A 26,170-nucleotide genomic window follows, 5' to 3' on the forward strand; every position below is an offset into this window, starting at 1 on the left:
GAAGCAATTTTCATCGCCCGGTTAACCGTTTTGCCGCCTTTGGCGCCTAGAACAGTCGCCATGAACATTGCCCTGACAAAAGTCGACCGTTTCGCGCATCTGTCGCTGAAGCTGCTTGCGGCACTCAACCTGCTTCTGTTCCTGTCTTTCGTGGTGGTGGCGCTGCTCGCTTCCAGCCGTGCGCATGCAGAGGCGATAGCCTGCAGCGGGGCCGATATGGTTGCCGGGCTGCAGAAGAGCGATCCGGCGGCCTATGCCGCGATCGAAAAGGAAGCGGCAGCGGTGCCCAACGGCAAGGGCCTGCTGTGGAAGCTGGAGAAGGCCGGCGAGAAGCCGTCCTGGCTGTTCGGTACCATGCACATGACCGACCCGCGCGTGGTGACCCTGCCACCGCTTGCGCAAAAGGCCTTCGACGACTCCCAGACCGTGATCATCGAAACCACCGACGTGCTCGACCAGGGTAGGATGATGGCAGCGCTGGCCAAGGAGCCGGAGCTGATGATGTTTACCGACGGCAAGAGCCTCGGCACGTTCCTGTCGCCGGACGACGTCAAGGCGCTGGACAAAGGCCTGGGTGCGCGCGGCATTCCTTCGGCTTCCGTCGCCAAGATGAAACCCTGGATGCTGTCGGCGATGGTTTCGCTGCCGGCCTGTGAAATGGCGCGCAAGAATGAAGGAAAGCCGGTGCTCGACGTCAATCTGGCGGAACGGGCGAAGGCAGCGGGCAAGGACCTACAAGGGCTGGAGACAGCCGCAGATCAATTGCGTGCCATGGCTTCGCTGCCGATGGAACAGCACGTCAAGGGATTGCTGGAGACGCTCAAGCTGGGCGACAAGATCAACGATGTGTCTGAAACGATGATCGTGCTCTACCAGCGCGGTGACATCGGCATGATCTGGCCGCTGTTTCGGGTGGCGCTTCCGGAAGCAGCGGAAGACGCGGAAGGCTATGCGGCCTTCGAACAGGCCATGATCACCAACCGAAACAAGACCATGGCCGAACGTGCGCTGCCGGTCATGGCCAAGGGAAACGCCTTCATGGCAGTCGGTGCGTTGCATCTGCCCGGGGCGGACGGGCTGGTCGAGCATTTCCGCAAGGCGGGATATACCGTCACTGCCGTCAACTGACGGCTCTCAGGCAACTCGCGACAGCATCGCCGGCACGATGACGCGATGGAACGGCATGACGATCGCCAGGTAAGCACGGCCGAGCAGATTGTGCGTGGCAACGAAAGTCGTGGCGCTGATCGACTGCCGGCCGCCGCCGAGCTCGTCCACTTCGACCAGAAGCCGGAAATCGAGATGCCGGTCGTCCAGGCCCAGAACAACGGTTGACGGGCTTTCGTCGATCAAGGGAAAGAAACCGATCTGTTCCTGACCGGCCGGGATGTCGGTAGGCCCCGCCTTCAGACCGAATGGCTGGACCATGAGGTTGCGCAATGCCATCAGCCAGCGGATCCAGCCGGGCCGACGCAGCATGACACGTTCCGCCGCGGTGCGCGCGTCGAGGTTCTGGCCGTCGACTTCGATCGAATAGCGGTCGAAGAACTGCGCCGCGGGCAGGATGCTTTGATGTCCGGAGAGATTGTGCATGTCAGCCATCTCCTGTTGCTCCGGTTCCGAAGGGTCCCGAGCAATTTCATTCTAGCGCCATCGCAGCCATAGAATCAGCTGACCAAATGTCGCTGTCGTGGAACCAGGACTGGTGCCGGCGTCACGGTTTTCATCAGTAAAAAGCCGGCTATAGATTTCGATCTCTCGATTTTACCCTGCCGAAAGGCAAAAAAGCTGGGCGATTTGTTGATTTTAGCGCCACTGTCGTTGTTTTGACGCCTTGCGGCTTCTAGATTCAACACACAATCACGCGTTGCGCGTCGATTGGCGTTGATTGATAACTTTCTCCCAGGAGGACTTCCATGGCGGATTCATCCAACAGCTCTCCAAGCTCTGGTGGTGGCGGCAGCGGCTGGCTGATCGCACTCGTTATCGTCGTTCTGGCCGTCGTCGCGTATTTCGTCTTCGGCCGCAGCGGCGGTGAGCATCCGGCTCCGGCCGAAGCTCCGGCGGCCAGCACACCGGCCCCGGCAGCACCTGCCGCCGAACCGGCCAAGCCTGCCGAACCGGCGAAGCCTGCAGAGCCTGCCCCGGCCACACCGGCTCCAGCTGCTCCGGCCCAATAACCGGCAGTGTCATGAAACAAAACGGCCCGCCTTTCGGCGGGCCGTTTTTCGTTTGCCGGAGCAATTCCAGGGAAAGCGCATAGCGGTTTTCCGGCCGGAATTGCGTCAAAACAAGGAGCGAGAGCGGCGCGACGGAGCGCCGCCCCCAGCCATCTAGAGATGGATTGGCTTGAAGAAGGTGGCGAGCGCTGCCTCCTTGACCGCTTCCGACATCGTCGGGTGCGCGTGGCAGGTGCGGGCGAGATCTTCCGAGGAGCCGCCGAATTCCATCAGCACGGTCGCCTCATGGATCATCTCGCCGGCGCCGAAGCCCAGGATATGCACGCCGAGCACGCGATCGGTCGCCTTGTCGGCCAGGATCTTCACAAAGCCGTCGGTGTGCAGCATGGCGCGCGCGCGGCCATTGGCCGTGAACGGGAATTTCCCGACCTTGTAGTCGATCCCCGCCTTCTTCAGCTCTTCCTCGGTCTTGCCGACGGAGGCAACCTCGGGGCTGGTGTAGACGACGCCCGGAATGACGTCGTAGTTCACATGGCCGGCCTGGCCGGCGATGGTCTCAGCCACCGCGACGCCTTCGTCCTCGGCCTTGTGCGCCAGCATCGGGCCTGCCACCACGTCGCCGATCGCATAGATGCCTGGCACGTTGGTGCGCAGGTGCCCGTCGGTCTTCACCCGGCCGCGCTCGTCCACGTCCACGCCGGCTTCCTTGAGGCCGAGCGCATCGGTGTAGGGCCGGCGCCCGGTGGCGATCAGCACCGCATCGGCTTCGATGGTTTCGGCAGCGCCGCCCTTGACCGGCTCGAAGGTCACGGACGCACCCTTCTTGGCTTTGGCGACAGCCGTCACCTTGGCGCCGAGCTTGAAGTCGAAGCCCTGCTTGGCCAGCATGCGCTGGAACTGCTTGGAGACTTCGCCATCCATGCCGCCGAGGATGTTGTCGAGATATTCGACCACCGTGACCTTGGCGCCCAGGCGTGACCAGACCGAACCAAGCTCCAGCCCGATGACGCCGCCGCCGACCACGACGAGGTGACCGGGCACCTTCTCCAGCGACAGCGCGCCGGTAGAGGAAACGATCACCTTCTCGTCGATATCGACCTTAACGCCCGGGATGCCGGCAACGTCCGAGCCAGTGGCGATGACGATGTTCTTCGCCTCGATCTCCTGGACCTTGCCGTCTTCGCCGGTGACGGAGACCTTGCCGGCGGCGACCACCTTGCCGGTGCCGCGGAAGGCATCGATCTTGTTCTTCTTGAACAGGAAGGCGACGCCGTTGACGTTGGAGGCGACGGTCGCGTCCTTGTGCGCCAGCATCTTCTTCAGATTGAGCTTCGGCGTGCCGACCTCGACGCCGAGCGTGTCGAAGGAATGCTGCGCTTCGGCCAGCATTTCGGAGGCATGCAGCAGCGCCTTGGAGGGAATACAGCCGATGTTGAGGCAGGTGCCGCCATAGGTCTCGCGCTTTTCGACCACGGCCGTCTTCAGGCCAAGCTGCGCAGCCTTGATGGCGCAGACATAGCCGCCGGGGCCAGATCCGATAACGACGACGTCATAAGCCATGATCTTGTCCTTCCTGCCTGGCGGTCAGCGGCCGCCGCTTACGTTCACAATGGAGCCCGTCGTATATGATGCCGCGTCCGACAAAAGCCAGAGCACGGCGTGGGCGACTTCTTCGGCCTTGCCTTCGCGTTTCATCGGCACGGTGTCGCGGATTGCCGCGACCCGTCCCGGCTGGCCGCCGGAGGCATGGATTTCGGTGTCGATGATGCCTGGGCGCACGGCATTGACGCGGACACCTTCATTGGCCACTTCACGGGCAAGTCCGATGGTGAAGGTATCGATGGCGCCCTTGGAGGCGGCATAGTCGACATATTCGCCGGGCGAACCCAGCGTCGCCGCAGCCGAGGAAAGGTTGACGATCACGCCGCCCGTGCCGCCGCGCAGCGTCGACATGCGCCTGACCGCCTCGCGGGCGCACAGGATCGAGCCGACGACGTTGATGCGCATCATGCGCTCCAGCCGTTCGACACTCATCTCATCGACGCGCGCCTTACGGTCGACGACGCCGGCATTGTTGACGAAGGCATCGAGCCCGCCGAATGTCCTGTCGACGGCTACAAACATCGCGATCACGTCGGCCTCGTTGCCGACATCGCCCCTGATGGCAAAAGCCTCGCCGCCAGCGGCCTTGATTTCGGCCACGAGCGTCTCAGCCGCGGCTTCATTCGAAGCATAGTTCACCGCGACACGATAACCGGCTCCGGCTGCCAGCCGGCAGACGGCAGCGCCGATGCCGCGGCTGCCACCAGTGACAAGCAATGTCTTTCCGAAAGCGGTCATTCCTGGCATCCCTTCAACGCAAAGGCATCCCAGGGCAATTTGGGCAGTTTGTCCTTGATGGCGGAGCGGCCGAGTTGCCCGGCGAGATCCGGGAAGATCAATGTGCCGGGCGCATCCTTGTGCTCGTTGGGCAGGAGGTCGACCGTGCCGGCGGCATCCGCCGTGTAGACCACGCCTTCCCAGACGGTGCAGGCGGCCAACTCTTCGCCGGTGACATCGCCTTCCGGGCACTGATGCATCAGGGTACCGTGCGGCCGCGCCGTATCGCTGCTCCACAACACCACGCCGTCGAGCACGAGATCCTTGCCCAGCAGCATCTTGAAGCTGTTCGTGGTCGTGGCCGAGCCCATGGTCGGCCGGAAATCGATCTCCGCCACCTGCTCGCGTTCGCCATATACGGCCAGCTCGACCGGGCAGGCGGCCAGCGCAGGCGAGACGCAGAGCAAGGCCAGGGAAGAGATGAGGAATGGCAGTCTCATAGGATGCTCAATTCGCCTGCTGCGTCGCCAAGCGGATGCCGAGCCCGATGAAGATCACGCCGGTGACCCGATTGAACCAGCGGCCCCAGGCGACGAAGCGTTCGCGGACGGAGGTGACCGTGAAGAAGGTCGAGACGCCGACAAACCACAGGATCAGCGTCGCTGCCATCAGCAGGCCGTAGATGGCCTGGACCGACGCCGGCGTATCGTGGCTGACCAGGGCCGTGAACAGCGACAGGAAGAACAGCACCGGCTTGGGGTTCAGCGCATTGGTGGCGAAGCCGAGCAGGAACAGGCGCAGCGTGGAAGGCGGCGCGGCCTGCGTGGTTTGCGCAGCCGCCTTTTCATCCGGCATCTCGAAAGCGTCGGCACGCAGCGACTTCCAGCCGAGATAGACCAGATAGGCGGCACCCGCCCATTTCAGCAGGCCGAACAGGAACAGCGACTGGGCGACGATGATGCCGATGCCGAGGATGGTGTAGCCGATGTGGAACAGAAGCGAGGCACCAATGCCGAAGCTGGTGACAATGGCCGCGCGCCGGCCATGCACGAGGCTCTGGCGCACCACCAGCAGGAAATCGGCGCCCGGAGAGATCACCAGCACCGAAAAGACTGCCATCAGGCCGAGAAACTCATAGACGTAAAGCATCGATCGGTGCCCCTTGTTAGGCCATCAGCCTGACCACCATCAGCGCAAGGCCGAGGATGGAGACAAACCAGACCAGTGTGCGCAGCACCGGTACGCCGGCCGCGTAGAGGACTACATACACGATGCGCGCCGCAAACCAGAGCCATGCGCCACTGGCACCAAGGCCGCCGGTCTTGCCGGTGACGGCGAGGGCCAGTGCCATGGCGACAAAGGCCGGGTAGGTCTCCAGCAGGTTGTTGAGGGCGCGTTTCAGTCGGCCGGGCAGGACATTTCCAGTCTCCTTCGGCTGATCACGCGGGCCGAGCAGATATCTCAGGCCGAGGTCGCTCGAAAGGTCGAGCGACAGGGCCTGGACCAGAATATGAATCACCAGGAAGACGACACTCCAGCCGAGCACGGTGATTTCAGCGGATGCGGCCGAGATTTCCATTTCCAATCCCCAGTCCGATGCTCATTGCAGGTTCTTGAGCGGGCTTTCGCCCTGGCGAGCGTCGGCATTCTCGATGACGCCGAAGTCGGTCATCAACACCAGCGGTTCTCCCTGTGCGTCAAGCCCCCAATAAGAAGCGTAAAAGCCGTCACCCCATCCGCTCCAGAACATGGCGACGTTGAGGGGATTGCCGGCGACGGGCTGATGCATGACGAAACGGTCGGCATTGGGCTGAAATTCGGCGGCCAGGACATCATCATAGTAGTTCTTGTCGTTGCCCAGTCCGGTCTGCGCCTGCGTCAGCAGGGGCATTGCCGTCTTGTCCATGAAGGAGCCGAGGCCGGCGTCGACGGGATAGCCGAAGATCTCGCCTTCCTTGAGCGTCGAGACGTCCTGGCCGGGCACCACCGCCATCTCCCAGCGGGAGGGCTTTCCAGGCGCCAGCCGCAACACCGCCAGCCCTACCCTGCCCTGTGCTTCGTACAGCGTCACCGGATATCTGCCGGGCTTGACCTTGCGAACCAGTGCCGGCCACTCGGGACCGGTCACCAGCGGATCGCAGGCAATGATCTCTCCCGTCGGCAGATCAAGCGTGCCGATATCGGTCCGCTTGATCTCGCGCCTGCCGAGTTCGTCAGCCGAGAGCGAGACGACCTCGGCATTGGCTGGCGTAGAGGGAGCAGCCTTCGCCATCCCTGTCGAGGCAAGGCCAACCGCCAGTATTGCAGCAAGCCTGCCCAACGAGAGCTCGCCTTAAAGATCCAGGACGAGGCGTTCCGGATCCTCGAGGCTTTCCTTGACGCGCACCAGGAAGGTAACGGCTTCCTTGCCGTCGACGATGCGGTGGTCGTAGGAGAGCGCCAGATACATCATCGGACGGATGACGATCTGCCCGCCGACCACCATCGGACGCTCCTGGATCTTGTGCATGCCGAGGATACCCGACTGCGGCGCATTCAGGATCGGCGTCGACATCAGCGATCCGTAAACGCCGCCGTTGGAAATCGTGAACGTGCCGCCCTGCATGTCGGCGACCGAAAGCTTGCCGTCACGCGCGGCAATGCCGAGGCGGCCGATTTCCTTCTCGATCTCGGCGATCGACATGGCGTCCGCGTCACGCACCACCGGCACGACTAGGCCCTTGTCGGTGCCGACGGCAACGCCGATATGGGCGTAGTTCTTGTAGATGATGTCGGTGCCGTCGATCTCGGCATTGACCGCCGGGATCTCCTTCAGCGCGTGGGTCACCGCTTTGGTGAAGAAGCCCATGAAGCCGAGCTTCACGCCGTGCTTCTTCTCGAAGATGTCCTTGTACCTGGCGCGCAGGTCCATCACCGCCTTCATGTCCACCTCGTTGAAGGTGGTGAGCATGGCGGCCGTCGACTGGGCATCCTTCAGGCGGCGCGCGATGGTCTGGCGCAGCTTGGTCATGCGCACGCGCTCTTCGCGCACCGCATCGCCTTCGGCGGACGGCGCGCGCGGAGCGGCAGGCACCTTCGGCGTTTCAACAGGCTGCGACGGCGCACCCTTGGCGATGGCATCTAGCACATCGCCCTTCAGCACCTGGCCACGCTTGCCGGAACCCGACACCTGGTCGACCGCGATGTTGCTTTCGGCGAGCAGCTTGGCGGCGCTCGGCGCCGGCGGCATGGTGCGCGCTTCGATCGGGCCTTCGCCGGCGACCTGGTTGCTCTGGGCGGCTGCTTCCTTGACAGTGGAGGCCGCAGTGGGCGCCGAAGCCTGGGCAACCGCCTCCGGCTTGGTGGCCGGCGCGACTGCACCGGCACCGATGGTGCCGAGCAAGGCACCGACGCCGACCGTCTCGCCTTCCTTCACGGTGATCTCCACCAGCGTGCCGGCAGCGGGAGCCGGCACTTCGACCGTCACCTTGTCGGTTTCCAGCTCGACCAGCGGTTCGTCGGCGGCAATGGCATCGCCGACCTTCTTGAACCACTTGCCGATGGTTGCTTCGGAGACCGACTCGCCGAGTGTCGGGACTTTGATTTCGGTAGCCATGTGCCTGTCCGTTGTTGTCGGTTGGGTTCGGTATGCTCGACTTAACCGCCGAGCGCGTCTTCGAGAAGGGCAGCCAACTGCGCCAGATGCTTCGACATCAGGCCGGTGGCCGGCGAAGCGGCAGCCGGACGGCCGGTGTAGCGCACGCGCTGGTGCTTGGCATCGATGTGGGCGAGCACCCATTCCAGATACGGGTCGATGAACGACCAGGCGCCCATGTTCTTGGGCTCTTCCTGACACCAGACCATCTCCGCATTGCGGAAACGGGACAGCTCGGTGATCAGCGCCTTGGCCGGGAACGGATAGAGCTGCTCGACACGCAGCAGGTAGATGTCGTCGATGCCGCGCTTCTCGCGTTCTTCGTAGAGGTCGTAATAGACCTTGCCGGTGCACAGAACGACGCGGCGGATCTTCGAATCCTTGACCAGCTTGATCGCCTGGTTCTGGAGCAACTGGGCATCGTCCCACAACAAACGGTGGAACGAGCTTTCGCCCGACAGTTCGGCGATGGTCGACACCGCGCGCTTGTGGCGCAGCAGCGACTTCGGCGTCATCAGGATCAGCGGCTTGCGGAAGTCGCGCTTCAGCTGCCGGCGCAGGATGTGGAAGTAGTTGGCCGGCGTCGTGCAGTTGGCGACTTGCATGTTGTCTTCGGCGCAAAGCTGCAGGAAGCGCTCGAGGCGTGCCGACGAGTGTTCCGGGCCCTGGCCTTCATAGCCGTGCGGCAGCAGGCAGACGAGGCCTGACATGCGCAGCCACTTGCGTTCGCCCGACGAGATGAACTGGTCGAACACGACCTGCGCGCCGTTGGCGAAGTCGCCGAACTGCGCTTCCCACAAGGTCAGCGCCTTGGGGTCGGCCAGCGAGTAGCCATATTCGAAACCGAGCACGGCCTCTTCCGACAGCATCGAGTTGATGACCTCGTAGCCGGCCTGCGCTGGCGACAGGTTGTTCAACGGGATGTAGCGGGTCTCGTCGCGCTGATCGTAGAGCACGGAGTGGCGCTGCGAGAAGGTGCCGCGCTCCGAATCCTGGCCGGACAGGCGGATCGGATTGCCGTCGAGCAGGATCGCGCCGAAGGCGAGCGCCTCGGCAGTCGACCAGTCGATGCCTTCGCCGGTTTCGATGGCCTGGCGACGGTTTTCGAGGAAACGCGCAATGGTCTTGTGCGCCTCGAAATCCTTCGGCACCTCCGTCAGCTTCTTGCCGATTTCCTTCAGCGTCTTGACTGGCACTGCGGTCTTGCCGCGGCGCAGTTCGTCCTGCTGGTCGGCCGAGCGCAGTCCGGACCAGGCGCCGTCGAGCCAGTCGGCCTTGTTCGGCTTGTAGGCCTGGCCGACTTCCCATTCGCTTTCCAGATGCGCGCGCCAGTCCGCCTTCATCTTGTCGAAGTCGGCCTGGGCAAGGTGACCTTCGGCGATGAGGCGGTCGGCATAAAGCTGCACGGCGGTCTTCTGCGTGCGGATCTTGCGGTACATGATCGGCTGGGTGAAAGCCGGCTCGTCGCCTTCATTGTGGCCGAAGCGGCGATAGCAGAACATGTCCACAACCACCGGCTTGTGGAACTTCATGCGGAATTCGGTCGCCACCTTGGCGGCGAACACCACGGCTTCCGGATCGTCGCCGTTGACGTGGAAGATCGGTGCCTCGATCATCTTCGCCACATCGGACGGATAGGGCGAGGAGCGCGAGAAGCGCGGGTTCGTGGTGAAGCCGATCTGGTTGTTGATGATGAAATGCAGCGTGCCGGCGACGCGATGGCCGCGCAGGCCGGAAAGACCGAGGATTTCGGCGATCACGCCCTGGCCGGCAAAGGCAGCGTCACCATGCAGCAGCAGCGGCATGACCTTGGCGCGTTCGGCCAGCGGCACGATCTCGCCGCGTTCGCGGCCAGCCAATTGGTCCTGCTTGGCGCGGGCCTTGCCCATCACCACCGGGTCGACGATTTCCAGGTGTGAAGGGTTGGCGGTCAGCGACAGGTGCACCTTGTTGCCGTCGAACTCGCGGTCCGACGAGGCGCCGAGGTGATACTTCACGTCACCCGAACCCTCGACGTCGTCGGGAGCGTAGGAGCCGCCCTTGAATTCGTGAAAGATGGCGCGATGCGGCTTTGCCATCACCTGCGAGAGCACGTTGAGGCGACCGCGATGGGCCATGCCGAGCACGACTTCCTTGAGGCCGAGCTGGCCGCCGCGCTTGAGGATCTGCTCCAGCGCCGGGATCAGCGATTCACCGCCATCGAGGCCGAAACGCTTGGTGCCCTTGTATCTGACGTCGAGGAACTGCTCGAAGCCTTCGGCCTCGATCAGCTTCTGCAGGATCGCCTTCTTGCCTTCGGCGGTGAAGGAGATTTCCTTGTCGGCACCTTCGATGCGGGCCTGGATCCAAGCCTTTTCCTCAGGATCGGAGATGTGCATGAACTCCACACCCAGCGTCGAGCAATAGGTGCGCGTCAGGATCTCCAGCATCTGCCGGATGGTGCCGAATTCGAGGCCCAGCACATTGTCGAGGAAGATCGGCCGGTCGTAATCGGCTTCGGTGAAGCCATAGTTGGCCGGTGACAGCTCGTTATAGTCCTCGAGCGGGTTGGCGATGTTGAGCGGATCGAGCTTGGCGTGCAGGTGACCGCGCATGCGGAAGGCGCGGATCATCATGATGGCGCGCACGGAATCGCGGGTCTGTTGATGGACATCGGCCTCGGAGATGGCAACGCCATTGGTGGCGGCCTTTTCCTTGACCTTCTTCTCGATGGTCTTTTCGACCAAGCCCCAATTGCCGTCGAGCGCCGAAACCAGTTCACCATTGGCGACCAGCGGCCAGGAAGGACGCGCCCAGGAAGCGCCCTTGGCGTTCTTCTTCACATCGGCGGCGTCATCCTTGAGCGCCGCGAAGAAATCCTGCCATTCCGGATCGACCGATGCCGGATTGTCCTCATAGGCGGCGTACAGCGCGTCGATGTAGTCCGCGTTGCCACCATAGAGGAACGAGGTGAGGGAAAATTGGTCGTTGGCCTGATCTTGTCGTGCCATCTGCCTTATCGGAGCTTTGCTCCGTCTCCTTTCAAGAGGCTGTAGGCAGTAGGCAACAGGGAGTAGTCGGACCCGTTTTTCTATGTGAGTCCACGCTTCTCTCTACTGCCTAATGCCCATTGCCTACTGCCTTAACCCTTGATCGCCTCGACCAGCGTCGTGCCGAGACGAGCCGGTGACGGCGACACGCGGATGCCTGCCGATTCCATCGCTGCGATCTTGTCTTCCGCGCCACCCTTGCCGCCCGAGATCACCGCGCCGGCGTGACCCATGGTGCGGCCGGCCGGAGCTGTGCGGCCGGCAATGAAACCGGCCATCGGCTTCCTGCGGCCACGCTTGGCTTCGTCCTTCAGGAACTGTGCGGCGTCTTCTTCGGCAGAACCGCCGATCTCGCCGATCATGATGATCGACTTGGTCTCGTCGTCGGCCAGGAACATCTCCAGCACGTCGATGAATTCGGTGCCCTTGACGGGATCGCCGCCGATACCGACGGCAGTGGTCTGGCCGAGGCCAACATTGGAGGTCTGGAACACAGCTTCATAGGTAAGCGTTCCCGAGCGCGAAACAACGCCCACCGAACCCTTCTTGAAGATGTTGCCCGGCATGATGCCGATCTTGCACTGCTCCGGCGTCAGGACGCCCGGGCAGTTGGGGCCAAGAAGCCGCGACTTGGAGTTTTCCAGCCGTGCCTTGACCCGCACCATGTCCAGCACCGGGATGCCTTCGGTGATGCAGACGATGAAAGGGACCTCGGCATCGATTGCCTCGATGATTGCTTCGGCCGCGCCTGCCGGCGGCACATAGACGACCGAGGCGGTTGCACCGGTCCGCTCCTTGCCCTCAGCCACCGAGGCGAAGATCGGCAGGGTTTCGCCCTTGGCGCCGGTCCAGGTCTCCCCACCCTTCTTCGGGTGGATGCCGCCCACCATCTGCGTGCCGTAATAGGCCAGCGCCTGTTCGGTGTGGAAGGTGCCGGTCTTGCCGGTCAGGCCCTGAACCAGGATTTTGGTGTTCTTGTCGACGAGAATGGACATGCCCAACCTTTTTACGAGAGGGTGATGGAGGAAGGTGAAACGCGCCGGTAGACGCCGCTCACCATGTCTTGCCAGACGTCGCTGCCGGCCGCCTTGAACTCGAGGCGCATGCGGTAGCTGTCGGCGGTATCGAAATTGTAGGTCATGCGTGCGGCACCGCGCGGCGAGGTCTTCACCAGGGCCAGTTCGGTGCCGCTCCAGGCGCCGGAAGCCGGCGTTGCCGGCACAAAACCCATGGTGTCGAACTGATGCATGGTGCAGGCGCTGTTCGGCTGGTCGAAACCAAAGACGTTGTGCGAAGCGAAGGACGCCTTGCCGTCGCGGCTCTGGCGATAATGCTGCACCACGAACAAGCCGTCGAACTCGGCTTCCGCCACGATCTCGGCACTGGCCTTGCCGGCCGGCGCCCATTGCGTGGCCGAGATCTCCTCCTCGCCATGCCACGCGCCCACCAGCACCTGCAGGCGCTGGTGGTCGGGTGACAGAGCGGGTGAAGATGCCGTGCTCATGATCAAAGCCGTTTCAGCCTGATGCCATTCAGCCCTTGACCGCCGCCACGATCTTCTTGGCGGCGTCGTCGAGATCGTCGGCCGGCGTGACGTTCAGGCCGCTCTCGCGGATGATCTTCTTGCCAAGCTCGACATTGGTGCCTTCGAGGCGCACGACCAGCGGCACTTTCAGGCCGACTTCCTTGACGGCCGCGACAACGCCCTCGGCGATGACATCGCATTTCATGATGCCACCGAAGATGTTGACGAGGATGCCCTCGACCGCCGGATCCTTGGTGATGATCTTGAAAGCGGCCGTCACTTTTTCCTTGGAAGCGCCGCCACCGACGTCGAGGAAGTTTGCAGGCTCGGCGCCATAGAGCTTGATGATGTCCATGGTCGCCATGGCAAGGCCGGCGCCATTGACCATGCAGCCGATGTTGCCGTCGAGCGCGACATAAGCGAGGTCGTATTTCGACGCCTCGATTTCCTTCTCGTCCTCTTCGGTCTCGTCACGCAGTTCCATCATGTCGGCATGGCGGAACAGTGCGTTGTTGTCGAAAGACACCTTGGCGTCGAGCACGCGCAGGCGGCCATTCTTCATGACGATGAGCGGGTTGACCTCGAGCAGGCTCATGTCCTTCTCGGTGAAGGCCTTGTAGAGCAGCGGGAACAGCGTTTCGCCGTCCTTGGCCGCGTCGCCGGAAAGCTTCAGTGCTTCATTCAGCTTGGCGACGTCGTCGTCGGTGACGCCCTTGGCCGGGTCGATCGCCAGTGTGACGATCTTCTCCGGCGTGTCATGCGCGACGGTCTCGATGTCCATGCCGCCTTCGGTCGAAACGACGAAGGCAACGCGGCCGACGGTACGATCGACAAGGATCGAGAGATAGAGTTCGCGGTCGATGTCGGCGCCGTCTTCGATATAGAGGCGGTTGACCTGTTTGCCGGCAGGACCGGTCTGCTTGGTCACCAGCGTGTGGCCAAGCATCTCGTTGACGTTGGAGACCACTTCGGCGATCGACTTGGCCAGCCGCACGCCGCCCTTGGCATCGGCGGACAGTTCCTTGAACTTGCCCTTGCCGCGGCCGCCAGCGTGGATCTGGCTTTTCACGACATAGAGTGGTCCGGGCAGGCGCTTGGCGGCTGCTTCCGCGTCACCGGCCTGAAACACCGGCACGCCTTCTGCGACCGGAGCGCCGAAACCCTTGAGAACCTGCTTTGCCTGATATTCGTGGATGTTCATCTGGAACGGTCCCCGTTTACTTTTGGCCGAGTTGCGGTGCGATCGCCACGCAGGCCTCGCAGAGGCCCTTCACGGCCTCGACCGACTTCTCGAACATCTTCTCTTCGGTCTTGTTGAAGTCGAGTTCGATGATGCGCTCGACGCCACCGGCACCGATCACCACCGGCACGCCGACATAGGTGTCCTTGAGGCCGTACTGGCCATTGAGGTGGGCGGCGCAAGGCAGCACGCGCTTCTTGTCCTTGAGGTAGCTCTCGGCCATGGCGACCGCCGAGGCAGCCGGGGCATAGTAGGCCGAGCCGGTCTTGAGCAGGCCGACGATCTCGCCGCCACCCTTGCGGGTGCGCTCGACGATGGCGTCGAGTTTCTCCTGGCTGGTCCAGCCCATCTTGACAAGATCCGGCAGCGGAATGCCGGCGACGGTGGAGTAGCGGGTCATCGGCACCATGTCGTCGCCGTGGCCGCCCAGCGTCATGGCGCTGACGTCTTCGACCGAAACCTTGAATTCCTCAGCCAGGAAGTAACGGAAGCGGGCCGAGTCGAGCACGCCGGCCATGCCGACCACATGGCTCTTCGGCAGGCCGGAGAACTTCTGCAGAGCCCAGACCATGGCGTCGAGCGGGTTGGTGATGCAGATCACGAAGGCGTTCGGGGCGTATTTCTTGATGCCGGCGCCAACCTGTTCCATGACCTTGAGGTTGATGCCGAGCAGGTCGTCACGGCTCATGCCAGGCTTGCGCGGCACGCCGGCGGTGACGATGCACACGTCGGCGCCTTCGATGCCGGCATAGTCGTTGACGCCGACATAGCGGGTGTCGAAGCCGTCCACCGGCGAGGATTCCGCGATATCCAGCCCCTTGCCCTGAGGGATGCCTTCCGCGATGTCGAACAGGACGACATCGCCAAGTTCCTTCAGGCCGATCATGTGAGCGAGCGTGCCGCCAATCATGCCGGAGCCGATGAGCGCTATCTTGTTGCGTGCCATGTGAGGATCAATTCCCTTGTCTAAAGACGGCGCCATTGCGGCGTCGGAGGAGAGGCCGGTAGGATCGGGAAACCCGCGAGATTTCGCCGCACCCAATAGTCCCGTTGTGGAAAAAATTCAAACGATTATTTTGAGGCTAAATATTTCAATCGGTTAGATTGTTTTGGTCTTACGTAAACGTCAAAATTTGAAGTCACTTATAGAGGAACTTCAGACGCCATGACCATAGAGATCAGAAGATTGTTGCCGGGTGATGACGCCGTGCTTGGCCGTGTTGCCGAGGAGGTGTTCGACGAGCCGGTCGATCCGGCCCGGCTCGGTGCCTATCTGGCCGCGCCGGACCATCTGATGATCGTCGCGCTGTCGAACGGGATCGTCGTCGGACAATGCGCGGCGGTGGTCCATCGCCATCCAGACAAAGCGACCGAGCTCTATATTGACGAAGTCGGCGTTTCTCCTGCGTTTCAGCGCCAGGGTATTGCCCGCGGGATGCTTGCAGCCATGTTCGCGGTTGGCCGCGAACTCGGGTGCGAAGAGGCCTGGGTTGGGACCGAACCGGACAATATCGCCGCGCGTGTGCTCTACGAGAAGCTGCCGGAAAGCGCCGATCCGGCAGAAGGCTTCGTGATGTATAGCTACAAGCTCTAGCCGGCCGACCTCCCGGTTTGTCGGCTCCCGGCCCGTTCTGCTCCTGTCAGCCCATTGGCAGGCCCCCGCACTTCCTGCCATGAATGCATCATGGCGATGCTGCTCACGACATTGCATCTTGTGGTCTTCGCGGGCGTGACACTGCGGGTGCTCGCACGCACCGACATGCTGCCGACGACGCGCGTGGCATGGATCCTGGTGCTGCTGATCATGCCGGTCCTTGGCCTTCTGCTCTATTTCTTTTTCGGCGAGGTCAGTTTTCGCGGACAGGCGCGTGCCGCCCACGCTGCCGCCGAAGCAGCGACCAGGCCATTGGTGATTGCCAGCGGAGAGCGCCCGGATCTCGATCGTTTCGGCGTTGCCAGCGGCTTTGCCTCCTCGATCAACGGGTTCGGCGCAAGCGAAGGCAATCGGGGCGAACTCCTGGACAGTCCAGCCGGGGCCAGGGCACGCATGATCGAGGATTTCGACAGTGCCCGGGCGAGCATCAGCGTCCTTTATTACATCTGGCTCGACGACGGCACCGGACGTGCCGTTGCCGATGCGCTGATCCGTGCAGCAAAGCGCGGAGTGCGCTGCAAGGCCATGGTCGATGCGCTTGGTTCGCGCGCCTTCATCAAGAGCGAAACATGGGCCAGGCTGCGGGCAGCAGGCGTCCAAACCGCGGTGACGCTGCCGCTCGGCAATCCCGTCACAACCATGTTCCAGCGCCGGCTGGATCTGCGCAATCACCGCAAGATCACCGTTATCGACGACAGGATCCTGCATTGCGGAAGCCAGAACAGCGCCGATGCCGAATTTCGCGTGAAACCCAGATTTGCGCCATGGGTGGATATCATGGTGCGTTTCGAGGGGCCGCTCGTGCGCCAGATGCACCTGCTCTTTGCGCAAAATTGGCTCGGCTATCACCTGGATGATCTGTCCAGTTTCAACACCGCCATCGAACCCTTGCCGGACGGCTTTGTCGCCCAGGCGGTCGGTACCGGACCGAATGTCAGACACGGGGTCACCGCACAGCTGTTTTCACGGCTCATCTATGAAGCCCGCGCCGAACTCATCATCACCACGCCCTACTTCGTGCCGGGAGAAACGGTCTGCGAAGCGCTGACGAGTGCCGCGCAATCGGGCGTGAGCGTGACGCTGGTTCTCCCTCACCGCAATGATTCCGGCTTCGTTTCAAACGCCAGCAGATCCTACTATCCGCGCCTCGTCGCCGCCGGCGTGAAGATCGCGGAGTACAATGGCGGGCTGCTGCACTCCAAGACACTGACGATCGACGGCAAGACCAGCTTCCTTGGTTCGTCCAACATGGATATCCGAAGTTTCGATCTGAATTTCGAGAACGACGTGCTGTTCACCGACAAGACGTTGACAGGCAAAATCCGCGAACGACAGATGGTCTATCTGGCGAGTTCGACACCTGTCGATCCTGCTGCAGTAAAAGCGTGGTCGATCCCGCGACGCATCTGGCTGAACGCTTTCGCGATCGTCGGGCCGATTCTCTAGAGTGAGCCGGAGGATGTTACCGAGCTGACACGTCGCGACTGAAGCCGGCTATGCGAGTAGCGAAAACAAAACTCACGGTGTTTCCGCGTTTCCGTGAAAAACGGAAACGCTCTAAGGGTGCCGTTCTTCCCAATCCTTCAGCCAGTCCCTGCTCTGCATTTCGATGAGGCGGGAGACGGTGCGGTCGAATTCGAATGCCTCCGTCGTGCCGGCGCGACCGGCATAGAGCTTGTCCGCCGTCGCTTCGGCGCTCACGACGACGCGCTTCCTGGTGTCGTAGAGTGTATCCACCAGCAGGATGAAGCGCTTGGCCGGATTGCGGCGCGTCTGGTCGAGCACCGGGATATGGTCGATGAAGATGGTGTCGAAACGCTGGGCGATTGCCAGATAGTCGCGTGCGCCGAGCGGCGCGTCGCAAAGATCGGCGAAGGAGAAGCGCGCGCTGGCGCCGACGGCACGGGGAACCGTGACATGACGCCCCTTGAGCGGGATCTCGACGACCGCCGCGACATGGCCGCGGGTGACGGCGTGCCAGGCTTCGTCCATCCTGCGGTCGGTCTCTTCACCCAGCGGGCTCATATAGACCGGCAAGCGGTTGAGTTTCTCCAGCCGGTAGTCGGTATCGGTGTCCAGCGTTACCACATCGGCGTGCTGCTCCAGAACCGTGACAAACGGCAGGAAGAGCTGGCGGTTGAGGCCATCACGGTAAAGGTCGCGCGGCGCGACGTTGGACGTGGCAATCAGCACGATGCCGTTGGTAAAGAGCGCGGAAAACAGCCGCGACAGAATCATCGCGTCGGCAATATCGGTGACGGTGAATTCGTCGAAGCACAGAACCCAGGATTCCTCGGCCAGCGCCTTGGCGACAGGCGGAATGGGATCGTCTTCCTTGACGGTGCCTTCCTTGCGCGCCTGCCGGTGCTTCTGGATACGATCCTGCACATCGGCCATGAAGTCGTTGAAATGGACACGCCGTTTGCGCCTGACCGGCACAAGCTCGAAGAAGATGTCCATCAGCATGGTCTTGCCGCGGCCGACTCCGCCGTAGAGATAGAGGCCCTTGACGGTTGCCTGCGTGCGCGGGCGCCTGGCGAAAAGCCAACCCAGCGCACTGGATTTCTGGGCCAGCCGCTTGTCCGCGATCTCGTCGATGAGGCGGTCGAGCCGCCCCACGATGCGCTCCTGCGCGGGATCACGCGTCACCGCACGGGTTTCGACCAGATGATCGTAACGCTGCCTGACGGTTACGTGGGTCTGGAGGCCGTCACGCACATGCATAATGTCTGGTCACCGGATGGGGACAGGAGCTTCCTGTCCCGGCGGGTCTTATCTGGAAAGCGAGATCGGCTGGCCGTTGGAGGTCTGGCCGTCGAACTTGGTCGCGCTCGAGGAATAGAGCCGGGCCAGCGTGCCGCCGTCCTGATCGTAGAGGGTCAGCTGCTTGCCGGCGACATTCCACGACTTGACGTTGTCGATCGGCGGCGGGCAACGCAGCGGTCCGGCGCGATAACCCTGGCCAAACTTGGTCTGCGGCGTCGCCACCTTGCAGCTCTGGCCAGCGACCGAAGCACTCCAGACGCCGGCGATCGCCGAAGCGGTGAGGTCGGGCGCGTTCGGGGGAGGGGTTGCGCCACCACCTGCCGGCAAGGAGGCCACCTGAGTGCCGGCGCCCGGTGCTGTCGGGAATTTGGACGCGTCGGTCGGCGCCGGAGCGGCCGGCGGCGGCAGCTGGCTCGACGAGACGGTGCCGGAAGGCTGTGGCTCGAGCGGAGCGGGCTGCGAGTCCTCCGAGCCAAAGCGCGTGCTGGTACAGCCGCTGGCAACAAGTGCGGCAAGCGATACGGCAACAAGACCGGATCTCGAAAGGATCATGGCAACCTCCGCGGCCCGAAACGGGCGCCGTCCAAAGAAAATGCGCCTTCCACCAAAACGGCGAAGGCGGCAGAATTTCAACCCGATATGGTTAAAATAGGGTTTGCGCTGCCATCTGTTGCATTTTTATCGCAGTGTCCAACCAAGAACGGCAGGGGTTTGAAGGCAACTCGACCATTCCTTATCGATTGGTTTAACTCGCTACATTCGCAAACAGCGAGAATATGCAGGACAGCTTCGATGAGACAGTTGTTGGCGTGTCTGTTGGTTTCCGGGCTGTTTTTGAATCCGACTCATGCAGGACCTATTTCTGAAAACGCTGCTGAAGCGGAGAAATTGGCAAAGTCGGGAGCCCCTGAAGAAGCTCTGGCAAAGTTTCGCGCGGCTGAGGACGCCTTCTGGCAGGCGATCCCGCTTACGGTCGTAAATCTAAAGCATGTGCGCTCGGCAGGAGGGTTCGGCATTTACGCGGAGCGCCCCGACCACGTTTACAAACCTGACGAAAAAATAATGCTTTACATGGAGCCAGTGGGTTTTTCCTACGGCTCTGACGGGCTCGGTAACAACACCATTGCATTGTCTGTTGACTCTGCGCTCTATTCGAGCTCCGGCAAGAAGATTGGCAGCTCCAAAACCGTTAGCCAGGTCAATGCGGCCACTCGCGCCAAAAATCGTGAAATATTCATTAATCTTGGTATTTCTCCGAATGAGGAAAAATTACCAGCTGGAAGGTATCGTGTCGAACTCATCCTAACGGACGACAATTCCAGAAAGAGTGTTACATTATCAACCGACTTTGAGATATCTCAATCCTTGTGATCATCCTTATTCGCAGACTTCAAGCGATGGCGCCGCCATCTTAATTTCTCGGAACCTAGCATCCGACACGGCGTTGACCCAGGACGCTCATCGATTGCGAGGGTACCTGAAGTGATCAAATGGATTCTCATCCTGCTTATCGTCGCAGCCGCGGCGAGCCTGCTCGGCATGCCGGCATTGGCTGGCGCAGCCGCGACAGGCGCGCGCATTCTCATCGCCATCGTGCTGATCCTGTTCCTGCTCATCCTGCTCGGCGTCTTCGCCGTCACCTGACGCGACCTTTCCGCGGCCGGACTGGTAATTTCCGGCCGTTTCCGCCATATAGCGCCAAACAGACGTGGAATTTCAGGAACGTTATGGCTGGCGCGGCTCCCTTCGCCAAAATGAACGGCATCGGCAACGAGATCATCGTTGCCGATATGCGAGGCCGTGCCGACAAGGTTACCGCAGCGGCGGCGATCGCCCTGAACGCAGATCCCGCGACGCGCTTCGACCAGATCATGGCGATCTATGACGCGAAGACACCCGGCACCGCCTATTTCGTGGAAATCCTGAACTCGGACGGATCGTCGGCGCAGGCCTGCGGCAACGGCATGCGCTGCGTGGTGCAGGCGCTGGCCGCCGAGACGGGTCAGACGGTGTTCACCTTCGAGACTGTCGCTGGCATCCTCAACGCCAAGCAGCATGCCGACGGACTGATTTCGGTCGACATGGGCAAGCCGCGTTTCGGATGGCAGGAAATCCCGCTGGCCGAGGAATTTCGTGATACCCGCATGATCGAGCTGCAGATCGGGCCGATCGATGCGCCGGTATTGCATTCGCCTTCGGCCGTCTCGATGGGCAACCCGCATGCGATCTTCTGGGTCGACAACGACGTCTGGAGCTATGAGCTTGAGCGCTTCGGCCCGATGCTGGAAAACCATCCGATGTTCCCGGAGCGTGCCAACATCAGCATTGCCCAGGTGACCTCGCCCGACAGCATGGTCATCCGTACATGGGAACGTGGTGCCGGTCTCACCAAGGCCTGCGGCTCCGCCGCCTGCGCGGCCGCGGTTGCTGGTGCGCGCACCAGGCGCACCGGGCGCAGCGTCAATCTCACGGCGCCGGGCGGTCAGTTGCATGTCGAATGGCGTGACGATGATAATGTCATGCTGACCGGGCCAGCCGCATGGGAATTCTCCGGCACGTTCGATCCGGCCAATGGCGTCTGGACGCGCGACACCGAGAGCGCCGCCTGATGTCTGAAGCGCCTGCCAAGGGGATCGAGGTCGTCACCTTCGGTTGCCGGCTCAACACCTATGAATCCGAGGTGATGCGCCGGGAAGCGGAGAGCGCTGGCCTTGGTGCCTTGAAGGGCGGTGCCATCATCTTCAACACCTGCGCCGTGACAGGCGAAGCCGTGCGCCAGGCCAAGCAGTCTATTCGAAAGGCGCGGCGCGAGAATCCGGAAGCACGCATCATCGTCACCGGCTGTGCCGCCCAGACCAAGCCGCAGGATTTCTCGGTCATGGACGAGGTCGACCTCGTGCTCGGCAATGAAGAGAAGCTGAAGGCGCACAACTACCGCGCCTTGCCCGATTTCGGCGTCAACGATTTCGAGAAGGCCCGCGTCAACGACATCATGTCGGTGAAGGAAACGGCCTCGCACATGGTGGATGCCATCGAGGGGCGGGCGCGTGCTTTCGTGCAGGTCCAGAATGGCTGCGATCACCGCTGCACTTTCTGCATCATCCCTTACGGACGCGGCAATTCCCGCTCGGTGCCAATGGGTGCCGTGGTCGAGCAGATCAAGCGGCTGGCCGGCAACGGTTATGCCGAGATCGTGCTTTCCGGTGTCGACATGACCAGTTTCGGCGCCGATTTGCCTGGTGCGCCACGCCTGGGCAAACTGGTGAAGACCGTTCTGCGCCAGGTGCCGGAAGTGAAGCGGCTGCGGCTGTCGTCGATCGATTCGATCGAAGCCGATGACGATCTGCTTGAAGCGATCGCCACCGAGACCCGGCTGATGCCGCATCTGCATCTGTCGTTGCAGTCGGGCGACGACATGATCCTGAAGCGCATGAAGCGACGCCATCTGCGCGACCAGTCGATCCAATTCTGCGAGGATGTGCGCAAGCTGCGGCCCGGTATCGTCTTCGGCGCCGACATCATCGCCGGCTTTCCGACCGAAACCGACGAAATGTTCGAGAATTCGATCGCGATCGTCGAGGAATGCGGCCTCACCCATCTGCATGTTTTCCCGTTCAGCCCGCGTGAGGGCACGCCGGCCGCGCGCATGCCGCAGGTGCGGCGGGATGTGGTCAAGAGCCGGGCGGCACGCCTGCGCGCAGCAGGCGATGTGGCCTATGCGAGGCATCTGGCATCGCTGGCCGGAACCAGGCAGTCGATCCTGATCGAACGCGAAGGTCTTGGCCGTACCGAGGGCTTCACACTGGCGGCAATCATGGCCGGCCAGCCCGGCGAAATCATCGAGGCGGTGGTGACCGGCCATGACGGCGCCCGGCTCGAAGCCGCGCCGTTGACCGCGCGCGCAGCCTGAAACGAGCGGAACGCATGGCATTCGGGTTCATCAAGAAAGTCTTTTCCTTCGGCAAGAAGGAAGTGGTGGAGGAGAAGGTCGATGAGACCGCCCCGCTGCCGCCGCTCAATTTCGATGCGCTGGAGGCACTCAAGCCCGCCGCCGAGCAGGTCGTTCCCGATTTCCTGAAGCGAGAAGAGCCAGCCGAAGTCCTGCCTGCCGCGGAGCTGGTCGCGCGCGCGCCCGAAAAGGTCGAGCCGGAGACGCCCGTCGAAGCGCCGGTTGAACAACCGATAGACGCTATCGCCGAACCGGAAGCGCCCATCCAGCCGGAAGAGCCGGACGTTCGGACCGAAGAACCTGCGGTTGCCGAACCTGCTCCGGAGCCGGTCGAAGACGCAGCAGCGGCGGAATTCAAGCCAGAGCCAGAGCCCGAGCCCGCACTGGAAGTGCCCGAACCGACGTCGGAAGAGCCTGAAGAGGTTCCGGCCGAGCCGATCGAAGTTGAGCAGGCAGAGATCGCCGAGCTTGATCCAGTTGTTGCCGAACCGACAGAGCCTGAGCCTGTCGCCGAAATCGAGGTCGAGCCGGAAGCGGATGCAGCCGAGCCGGTGTCGGTCGTCCTGGACAGCGAGCCGGAGGTTGCGCCAGCCGAGCTGGAACAGCAGCCCGAGCCACAACCATTAGAGGAAGAGCCGGCAGCAAAGGAAGAGCCGGCGCCGCTGGTCGAACCCGAGATCGTCGTCGAGGCAGTGCCGGAAGCACAACCCGAAGCCGCGGCGGAAACGGCTGAGGTCGCACCGGCACCCGAGGCTCCTGCCCTGGTGCCCGTGGAAGCGCCTGAGGTTGGTGCGGTCGAGCCGCCCGCGCCTGTCGCAGAATCGGCCGCTGCCCGCGCAACGGCCGGCAAGGTCACCGTCAGCAAGAAGGTCGAGCAGAAGGCCGAGGCCGAAAAGGCGCCGGAACCGGTGGCCAAGCGCTCATGGTTCCAGCGCATGCGCGAGGGACTGGCTCGTTCGTCGCGTGAGCTGAGCGGCAACATTGCGGGCGTCTTCACCAAGCGCAAGCTCGACGAAGAGACATTGCAGGATCTGGAAGACGTGCTGATCCGCGCCGATCTCGGCGTCGAGACGGCCTTGCGGATCACCGATTCCCTGGCCTCCAGCCGCTACGGCAAGGATGTCTCCGACACGGAAGTGCGGGCGGTGATGGCCGCGGAAGTGGAAAAGGTGCTGGGGCCGGTGGCGAAGCCGCTGGAACTCGACCTGTCGCACAAGCCGCATGTCATCCTGGTCGTCGGCGTCAACGGCACCGGCAAGACCACCACCATCGGCAAGCTCGCGGCCAAACTCACCGATGGCGGGCTCTCGGTGATGCTCGCCGCCGGCGACACGTTCCGCGCCGCTGCGATCGAACAGCTCAAGATCTGGGGCGAACGCACCAAATCGCCGGTCATCGCCACCAAGCTCGGCGCCGATGCCGCCGGCCTCGCCTATGACGCCTTTGAGAAGGCCAAGGAGGCCGGCTCCGACGTGCTGATCATCGACACGGCCGGGCGCCTGCAGAACAAGGCCGAGCTGATGGCGGAGCTGGAAAAGATCGTGCGTGTCCTGGGCAAGCTCGATCCGGAAGCCCCACATACGGTTCTGCAGACGGTGGATGCGACCACCGGACAGAACGCGCTCAACCAGGTCGAGATCTTCCGCAACATTGCCGGGGTCAACGGACTGGTGATGACCAAGCTGGACGGTACGGCACGCGGCGGTATCCTGGTTGCCATCGCCGCCAAACATAAGCTGCCGGTCTACTTTATCGGTGTCGGCGAACAGGTCGACGACCTTGAACCCTTTTCCGCCAGCGATTTCGCCAAGGCGATCGCCGGCGTTGGATAGATGATGAACGAACCCATTCTCGAACAAGACCCGTCCGATCCTCGCAAGAAGGCTTTGCATCCCGGCCTCAAGTTCCTGCTGGAACTCGGGCCCGGCCTTGTCTTTTTCTTTGTGACGGTGCGCGGCGAATGGCTGGCGCAGAAGTTCCCGCTGCTGGCGGAGCTTGGCGAGCCGATCCTGATCGCCACCGCCTTCTTCATGGCGGCAACCGCGATTTCTCTGACGGTTTCCTGGCTTTTGACACGCAGCTTGCCGATCATGCCGCTGGTGTCGGCCGTCGTGGTCTTTGTGTTCGGCGCGCTGGCGATCTGGTTGCAGGACAAGACCTTCGCCTTCATGAAACCGACGATCATCAACTCGCTGTTCGGAGCTGTCCTGCTTGGCGGGCTGCTGTTCGGCAAGTCGCTGCTCGCCTATGCGTTCGACACGGCTTTCAAGCTTGATGCCGAAGGCTGGCGCAAGCTCACCTTCCGCTGGGGGCTGTTCTTCTTCTTCCTGGCCGTGGTCAACGAAGTGGTCTGGCGCAACTTTTCCGAGAACACCTGGCTGTACTTCAAGGTGTGGGGCATCATGCCGATCACGCTGCTGTTCACCTTCAGCCAGATGCCGTTGATCATGCGACACTCGGTCGAGGAACAGCCCAAAAAATAGGCCTTCAATCGATTAATTCGGCATTAACCTGCCATGCGCGGGGTGCAATGCTGCATTGCAGCATCTTGTTTTGCAATGCACACGAACTATGTCATGGTGGAATTGAAAAGGGAGGACTAACCGCCGCGCCAATGCGGCCTCAAGCGAAGGAATTTCGCCATGATCCTCGACCTCGTGTCCCGTGCTCGTGACAGCATGAACAAGCGCAAGCGCTACAACCAGCTCGTCAACGAGATCCAGAGCCTGACCGACCGCGACCTCGCCGACTTCAACGGCAACCGCGCCGAGATGCTCTACAACGTCCGCAAGCAGATCTACGGCTAAGCCGGTTTGTCGCAGGTCGCGCCAGGAATTCCCGGCGCTTGACGCGGAAAGTTCTGGAACCCGAAAGCCGGCCGGCTTTCGGGTTCTTTTGCTATCAGGATGATCTCTGCGCGGCAGCCGATGCTGTCTGCGCCCGCTTCAGCCAATAGCCGAAGATCGCAGCGGTCACGAAGGCGATGACCCCGTAGATCGCCGCCGGCACCGCCATCGTTGCATTGTTGAGCAGAAGCGGGCTGAGCGCGATGGCGATTGCCAAAGTGCCGTTGTGGATGCCGATCTCCATGCCGATGGCGGTCGCCTGCCGTTTGTCGATGCCTGCGGCGCGCGGCACGCAATAGCCGACTGCCAGACTGACCAGGTTGAAGGCAAGCGCAGCCAGTCCGACCACCGGCCCCCACGTCGCCGCGGTTTCCCACTCCTGAATCAGTGCTACCACCACCACCGCAAACAGGAACAGCATCGACAGGATCTTCACCGGCTGCGCCATGCGAGCGGCGAACGCGGGAAAGCGGCTGCGCAGCCACATGCCGATCAGCACCGGTCCGAGCACGATGACGAACACCTGCAGCACCTTCGCAAACTGCAGCGGGATAGCCTGATCGCCGGTCATGAAATGCGCGAGCGACCAGTTGACGATCAAGGGCAGCGTGGCGATCGACAGTGCCGAGTTGATCGCGGTCAGTGTGATGTTGAGCGCCACGTCACCGCCGGCGAGATGGCTGTAGAGATTGGCCGATGTGCCGCCGGGACTGGCTGCCAGCAGCATCATGCCCACGGCCAGCGCGGGTTCCAGCTTAAACAGGTAGACGAGTGCCAGGCAGGCCAGCGGCAGGATCAGCGTCTGGCACAGCAGTGCCACGATCACGGCCTTTGGTTTCTGGAGAACGTTGCGGAAATCCTGGAGCGTCAGCGACAGGCCGAGGCCCAGCATGATGACGCCGAGCGCAAGCGGCAGAAAGATTGTCAGCGCGGAACTGTCCTGCATCGAAGTCCCCTCCTCTTAGACTGCACGCGCCGTTTTGGCGCTCTCCCTCGCAGCCATTGACGGAAAGGTAATCGAAAAGCCG

General features: G+C 62.3%; 27 protein-coding genes. 11 read left to right on the forward strand and 16 right to left on the reverse strand.

Annotated features, from left to right (window positions below):
* The first annotated feature begins 60 nt into the window (after positions 1 to 60).
* Positions 61 to 1,128 (forward strand): TraB/GumN family protein, encoded by a 1,068-nt coding sequence (locus AC3WTO_RS11705; protein WP_492460912.1) that lies wholly within the window; start codon positions 61 to 63, stop codon positions 1,126 to 1,128.
* A 6-nt stretch (positions 1,129 to 1,134) separates the two neighbouring features.
* Here AC3WTO_RS11705 and AC3WTO_RS11710 read toward each other — a convergent pair whose 3' ends face one another.
* A complete protein-coding gene (locus AC3WTO_RS11710) occupies positions 1,135 to 1,593 on the reverse strand; it encodes a DUF2867 domain-containing protein (RefSeq protein ID WP_492460913.1) in 459 nt (152 codons plus the stop codon).
* A 323-nt stretch (positions 1,594 to 1,916) separates the two neighbouring features.
* On the opposite strand from AC3WTO_RS11710, the gene AC3WTO_RS11715 reads away from it, so the two are divergent.
* Positions 1,917 to 2,180, forward strand: a complete 264-nt coding sequence (locus AC3WTO_RS11715) for a hypothetical protein (protein ID WP_492460914.1) — start codon at positions 1,917 to 1,919, stop codon at positions 2,178 to 2,180.
* A 153-nt stretch (positions 2,181 to 2,333) separates the two neighbouring features.
* On the opposite strand, the gene lpdA is transcribed toward AC3WTO_RS11715, so the two are convergent.
* The 12 genes from lpdA to mdh all read right to left on the reverse strand — a co-directional run bounded on the left by lpdA (position 2,334) and on the right by mdh (position 14,873).
* Positions 2,334 to 3,740, reverse strand: coding sequence for a dihydrolipoyl dehydrogenase (gene lpdA / locus AC3WTO_RS11720; protein WP_492460915.1), 1,407 nt, complete (start codon positions 3,738 to 3,740; stop codon positions 2,334 to 2,336).
* A 24-nt stretch (positions 3,741 to 3,764) separates the two neighbouring features.
* The gene (locus AC3WTO_RS11725) at positions 3,765 to 4,520 is read right to left on the reverse strand and encodes an SDR family oxidoreductase (protein ID WP_492460916.1); all 756 of its coding nucleotides are present in this window, start codon (positions 4,518 to 4,520) and stop codon (positions 3,765 to 3,767) included.
* On the reverse strand, positions 4,517 to 4,999 hold the full coding sequence (locus AC3WTO_RS11730) for a hypothetical protein (RefSeq protein ID WP_492460917.1): 483 nt from the start codon (positions 4,997 to 4,999) through the stop codon (positions 4,517 to 4,519). Before AC3WTO_RS11730 ends, AC3WTO_RS11725 begins: the two co-directional genes overlap by 4 nt.
* A gap of 7 nt (positions 5,000 to 5,006) precedes the next feature.
* Entirely contained in the window at positions 5,007 to 5,648 is a 642-nt protein-coding gene (locus AC3WTO_RS11735) for a LysE family translocator (RefSeq protein ID WP_492460918.1), read from the reverse strand.
* Positions 5,649 to 5,664: 16 nt separating this feature from the next.
* Complete coding sequence (locus AC3WTO_RS11740) at positions 5,665 to 6,078, reverse strand: MAPEG family protein (RefSeq protein WP_492460919.1); 414 nt, start codon at positions 6,076 to 6,078, stop codon at positions 5,665 to 5,667.
* 21 nt (positions 6,079 to 6,099) lie between these two features.
* Positions 6,100 to 6,771 (reverse strand): DUF4241 domain-containing protein, encoded by a 672-nt coding sequence (locus AC3WTO_RS11745; protein WP_492461524.1) that lies wholly within the window; start codon positions 6,769 to 6,771, stop codon positions 6,100 to 6,102.
* A 60-nt stretch (positions 6,772 to 6,831) separates the two neighbouring features.
* Positions 6,832 to 8,094, reverse strand: coding sequence for a 2-oxoglutarate dehydrogenase complex dihydrolipoyllysine-residue succinyltransferase (gene odhB / locus AC3WTO_RS11750; protein ID WP_492460920.1), 1,263 nt, complete (start codon positions 8,092 to 8,094; stop codon positions 6,832 to 6,834).
* Positions 8,095 to 8,135: 41 nt separating this feature from the next.
* Complete coding sequence (locus tag AC3WTO_RS11755; protein ID WP_492460921.1) at positions 8,136 to 11,123, reverse strand: 2-oxoglutarate dehydrogenase E1 component; 2,988 nt, start codon at positions 11,121 to 11,123, stop codon at positions 8,136 to 8,138.
* A 131-nt stretch (positions 11,124 to 11,254) separates the two neighbouring features.
* The gene (gene sucD, locus AC3WTO_RS11760) at positions 11,255 to 12,157 is read right to left on the reverse strand and encodes a succinate--CoA ligase subunit alpha (RefSeq protein ID WP_492460922.1); all 903 of its coding nucleotides are present in this window, start codon (positions 12,155 to 12,157) and stop codon (positions 11,255 to 11,257) included.
* 11 nt (positions 12,158 to 12,168) lie between these two features.
* A complete protein-coding gene (locus AC3WTO_RS11765; protein WP_492460923.1) occupies positions 12,169 to 12,666 on the reverse strand; it encodes a DUF1579 family protein in 498 nt (165 codons plus the stop codon).
* Between the two features lie 28 nt (positions 12,667 to 12,694).
* Positions 12,695 to 13,888 (reverse strand): ADP-forming succinate--CoA ligase subunit beta, encoded by a 1,194-nt coding sequence (sucC, locus tag AC3WTO_RS11770; protein ID WP_492460924.1) that lies wholly within the window; start codon positions 13,886 to 13,888, stop codon positions 12,695 to 12,697.
* A 16-nt stretch (positions 13,889 to 13,904) separates the two neighbouring features.
* Positions 13,905 to 14,873 carry a malate dehydrogenase gene (gene mdh, locus AC3WTO_RS11775; protein ID WP_492460925.1) on the reverse strand — a complete coding sequence of 323 codons (969 nt, stop codon included), beginning with the start codon at positions 14,871 to 14,873 and terminating at the stop codon, positions 13,905 to 13,907.
* Positions 14,874 to 15,092: 219 nt separating this feature from the next.
* Between mdh and AC3WTO_RS11780 the strand changes: the two genes are divergently transcribed.
* Both AC3WTO_RS11780 and AC3WTO_RS11785 read left to right on the forward strand, forming a co-directional pair.
* Positions 15,093 to 15,521, forward strand: a complete 429-nt coding sequence (locus tag AC3WTO_RS11780) for a GNAT family N-acetyltransferase (protein WP_492460926.1) — start codon at positions 15,093 to 15,095, stop codon at positions 15,519 to 15,521.
* Between the two features lie 90 nt (positions 15,522 to 15,611).
* A complete protein-coding gene (locus AC3WTO_RS11785) occupies positions 15,612 to 17,027 on the forward strand; it encodes a phospholipase D-like domain-containing protein (protein ID WP_492460927.1) in 1,416 nt (471 codons plus the stop codon).
* Positions 17,028 to 17,138: 111 nt separating this feature from the next.
* On the opposite strand, the gene zapE is transcribed toward AC3WTO_RS11785, so the two are convergent.
* Positions 17,139 to 18,305 (reverse strand): cell division protein ZapE, encoded by a 1,167-nt coding sequence (zapE, locus tag AC3WTO_RS11790; protein WP_492460928.1) that lies wholly within the window; start codon positions 18,303 to 18,305, stop codon positions 17,139 to 17,141.
* A gap of 48 nt (positions 18,306 to 18,353) precedes the next feature.
* Positions 18,354 to 18,899, reverse strand: coding sequence for an AprI/Inh family metalloprotease inhibitor (locus AC3WTO_RS11795; protein ID WP_492460929.1), 546 nt, complete (start codon positions 18,897 to 18,899; stop codon positions 18,354 to 18,356).
* Positions 18,900 to 19,139: 240 nt separating this feature from the next.
* On the opposite strand from AC3WTO_RS11795, the gene AC3WTO_RS11800 reads away from it, so the two are divergent.
* The 7 genes from AC3WTO_RS11800 (at position 19,140) to AC3WTO_RS11830 (ending at position 25,103) form a co-directional block, all read left to right on the forward strand.
* Positions 19,140 to 19,718 carry a hypothetical protein gene (locus AC3WTO_RS11800; RefSeq protein WP_492460930.1) on the forward strand — a complete coding sequence of 193 codons (579 nt, stop codon included), beginning with the start codon at positions 19,140 to 19,142 and terminating at the stop codon, positions 19,716 to 19,718.
* A gap of 111 nt (positions 19,719 to 19,829) precedes the next feature.
* A complete protein-coding gene (locus AC3WTO_RS11805) occupies positions 19,830 to 19,991 on the forward strand; it encodes a DUF1328 domain-containing protein (RefSeq protein WP_492460931.1) in 162 nt (53 codons plus the stop codon).
* Between the two features lie 83 nt (positions 19,992 to 20,074).
* Positions 20,075 to 20,956, forward strand: coding sequence for a diaminopimelate epimerase (gene dapF / locus AC3WTO_RS11810; protein ID WP_492460932.1), 882 nt, complete (start codon positions 20,075 to 20,077; stop codon positions 20,954 to 20,956).
* Positions 20,956 to 22,257, forward strand: a complete 1,302-nt coding sequence (mtaB, locus tag AC3WTO_RS11815; RefSeq protein WP_492460933.1) for a tRNA (N(6)-L-threonylcarbamoyladenosine(37)-C(2))-methylthiotransferase MtaB — start codon at positions 20,956 to 20,958, stop codon at positions 22,255 to 22,257. The genes dapF and mtaB overlap by 1 nt, the downstream gene beginning before the upstream one ends.
* Positions 22,258 to 22,271: 14 nt before the next feature.
* Positions 22,272 to 24,128, forward strand: a complete 1,857-nt coding sequence (ftsY, locus tag AC3WTO_RS11820; RefSeq protein WP_492460934.1) for a signal recognition particle-docking protein FtsY — start codon at positions 22,272 to 22,274, stop codon at positions 24,126 to 24,128.
* A gap of 3 nt (positions 24,129 to 24,131) precedes the next feature.
* Positions 24,132 to 24,779 (forward strand): septation protein A, encoded by a 648-nt coding sequence (locus tag AC3WTO_RS11825; RefSeq protein ID WP_492460935.1) that lies wholly within the window; start codon positions 24,132 to 24,134, stop codon positions 24,777 to 24,779.
* Between the two features lie 159 nt (positions 24,780 to 24,938).
* Positions 24,939 to 25,103 carry a DUF1127 domain-containing protein gene (locus AC3WTO_RS11830; protein WP_129412452.1) on the forward strand — a complete coding sequence of 55 codons (165 nt, stop codon included), beginning with the start codon at positions 24,939 to 24,941 and terminating at the stop codon, positions 25,101 to 25,103.
* Between the two features lie 94 nt (positions 25,104 to 25,197).
* On the opposite strand, the gene AC3WTO_RS11835 is transcribed toward AC3WTO_RS11830, so the two are convergent.
* Positions 25,198 to 26,088 carry a bile acid:sodium symporter family protein gene (locus AC3WTO_RS11835; protein WP_492460936.1) on the reverse strand — a complete coding sequence of 297 codons (891 nt, stop codon included), beginning with the start codon at positions 26,086 to 26,088 and terminating at the stop codon, positions 25,198 to 25,200.
* Positions 26,089 to 26,170 lie beyond the last annotated feature (82 nt).

The organism is Mesorhizobium sp. EU05-FHT14A09 (genome assembly GCF_058790995.1).

Bases quoted from the DNA above. Each gene is read 5' to 3' on its own strand.
- odhB (WP_492460920.1), bottom strand. From the start codon at position 8,094: ATGGCTACCGAAATCAAAGTCCCGACACTCGGCGAGTCGGTCTCCGAA.
- AC3WTO_RS11735 (WP_492460918.1), bottom strand. From the start codon at position 5,648: ATGCTTTACGTCTATGAGTTTCTCGGCCTGATGGCAGTCTTTTCGGTG.
- AC3WTO_RS11830 (WP_129412452.1), top strand. From the start codon at position 24,939: ATGATCCTCGACCTCGTGTCCCGTGCTCGTGACAGCATGAACAAGCGC.
- AC3WTO_RS11835 (WP_492460936.1), bottom strand. From the start codon at position 26,088: ATGCAGGACAGTTCCGCGCTGACAATCTTTCTGCCGCTTGCGCTCGGC.
- AC3WTO_RS11715 (WP_492460914.1), top strand. From the start codon at position 1,917: ATGGCGGATTCATCCAACAGCTCTCCAAGCTCTGGTGGTGGCGGCAGC.
- AC3WTO_RS11780 (WP_492460926.1), top strand. From the start codon at position 15,093: ATGACCATAGAGATCAGAAGATTGTTGCCGGGTGATGACGCCGTGCTT.
- mtaB (WP_492460933.1), top strand. From the start codon at position 20,956: ATGTCTGAAGCGCCTGCCAAGGGGATCGAGGTCGTCACCTTCGGTTGC.
- AC3WTO_RS11755 (WP_492460921.1), bottom strand. From the start codon at position 11,123: ATGGCACGACAAGATCAGGCCAACGACCAATTTTCCCTCACCTCGTTC.
- AC3WTO_RS11730 (WP_492460917.1), bottom strand. From the start codon at position 4,999: ATGAGACTGCCATTCCTCATCTCTTCCCTGGCCTTGCTCTGCGTCTCG.
- AC3WTO_RS11765 (WP_492460923.1), bottom strand. From the start codon at position 12,666: ATGAGCACGGCATCTTCACCCGCTCTGTCACCCGACCACCAGCGCCTG.
- AC3WTO_RS11825 (WP_492460935.1), top strand. From the start codon at position 24,132: ATGAACGAACCCATTCTCGAACAAGACCCGTCCGATCCTCGCAAGAAG.
- ftsY (WP_492460934.1), top strand. From the start codon at position 22,272: ATGGCATTCGGGTTCATCAAGAAAGTCTTTTCCTTCGGCAAGAAGGAA.
- AC3WTO_RS11740 (WP_492460919.1), bottom strand. From the start codon at position 6,078: ATGGAAATCTCGGCCGCATCCGCTGAAATCACCGTGCTCGGCTGGAGT.
- AC3WTO_RS11745 (WP_492461524.1), bottom strand. From the start codon at position 6,771: ATGGCGAAGGCTGCTCCCTCTACGCCAGCCAATGCCGAGGTCGTCTCG.
- sucD (WP_492460922.1), bottom strand. From the start codon at position 12,157: ATGTCCATTCTCGTCGACAAGAACACCAAAATCCTGGTTCAGGGCCTG.
- AC3WTO_RS11785 (WP_492460927.1), top strand. From the start codon at position 15,612: ATGGCGATGCTGCTCACGACATTGCATCTTGTGGTCTTCGCGGGCGTG.
- AC3WTO_RS11795 (WP_492460929.1), bottom strand. From the start codon at position 18,899: ATGATCCTTTCGAGATCCGGTCTTGTTGCCGTATCGCTTGCCGCACTT.
- sucC (WP_492460924.1), bottom strand. From the start codon at position 13,888: ATGAACATCCACGAATATCAGGCAAAGCAGGTTCTCAAGGGTTTCGGC.
- AC3WTO_RS11710 (WP_492460913.1), bottom strand. From the start codon at position 1,593: ATGCACAATCTCTCCGGACATCAAAGCATCCTGCCCGCGGCGCAGTTC.
- zapE (WP_492460928.1), bottom strand. From the start codon at position 18,305: ATGCATGTGCGTGACGGCCTCCAGACCCACGTAACCGTCAGGCAGCGT.
- lpdA (WP_492460915.1), bottom strand. From the start codon at position 3,740: ATGGCTTATGACGTCGTCGTTATCGGATCTGGCCCCGGCGGCTATGTC.
- mdh (WP_492460925.1), bottom strand. From the start codon at position 14,873: ATGGCACGCAACAAGATAGCGCTCATCGGCTCCGGCATGATTGGCGGC.
- dapF (WP_492460932.1), top strand. From the start codon at position 20,075: ATGGCTGGCGCGGCTCCCTTCGCCAAAATGAACGGCATCGGCAACGAG.
- AC3WTO_RS11725 (WP_492460916.1), bottom strand. From the start codon at position 4,520: ATGACCGCTTTCGGAAAGACATTGCTTGTCACTGGTGGCAGCCGCGGC.
- AC3WTO_RS11800 (WP_492460930.1), top strand. From the start codon at position 19,140: ATGAGACAGTTGTTGGCGTGTCTGTTGGTTTCCGGGCTGTTTTTGAAT.
- AC3WTO_RS11705 (WP_492460912.1), top strand. From the start codon at position 61: ATGAACATTGCCCTGACAAAAGTCGACCGTTTCGCGCATCTGTCGCTG.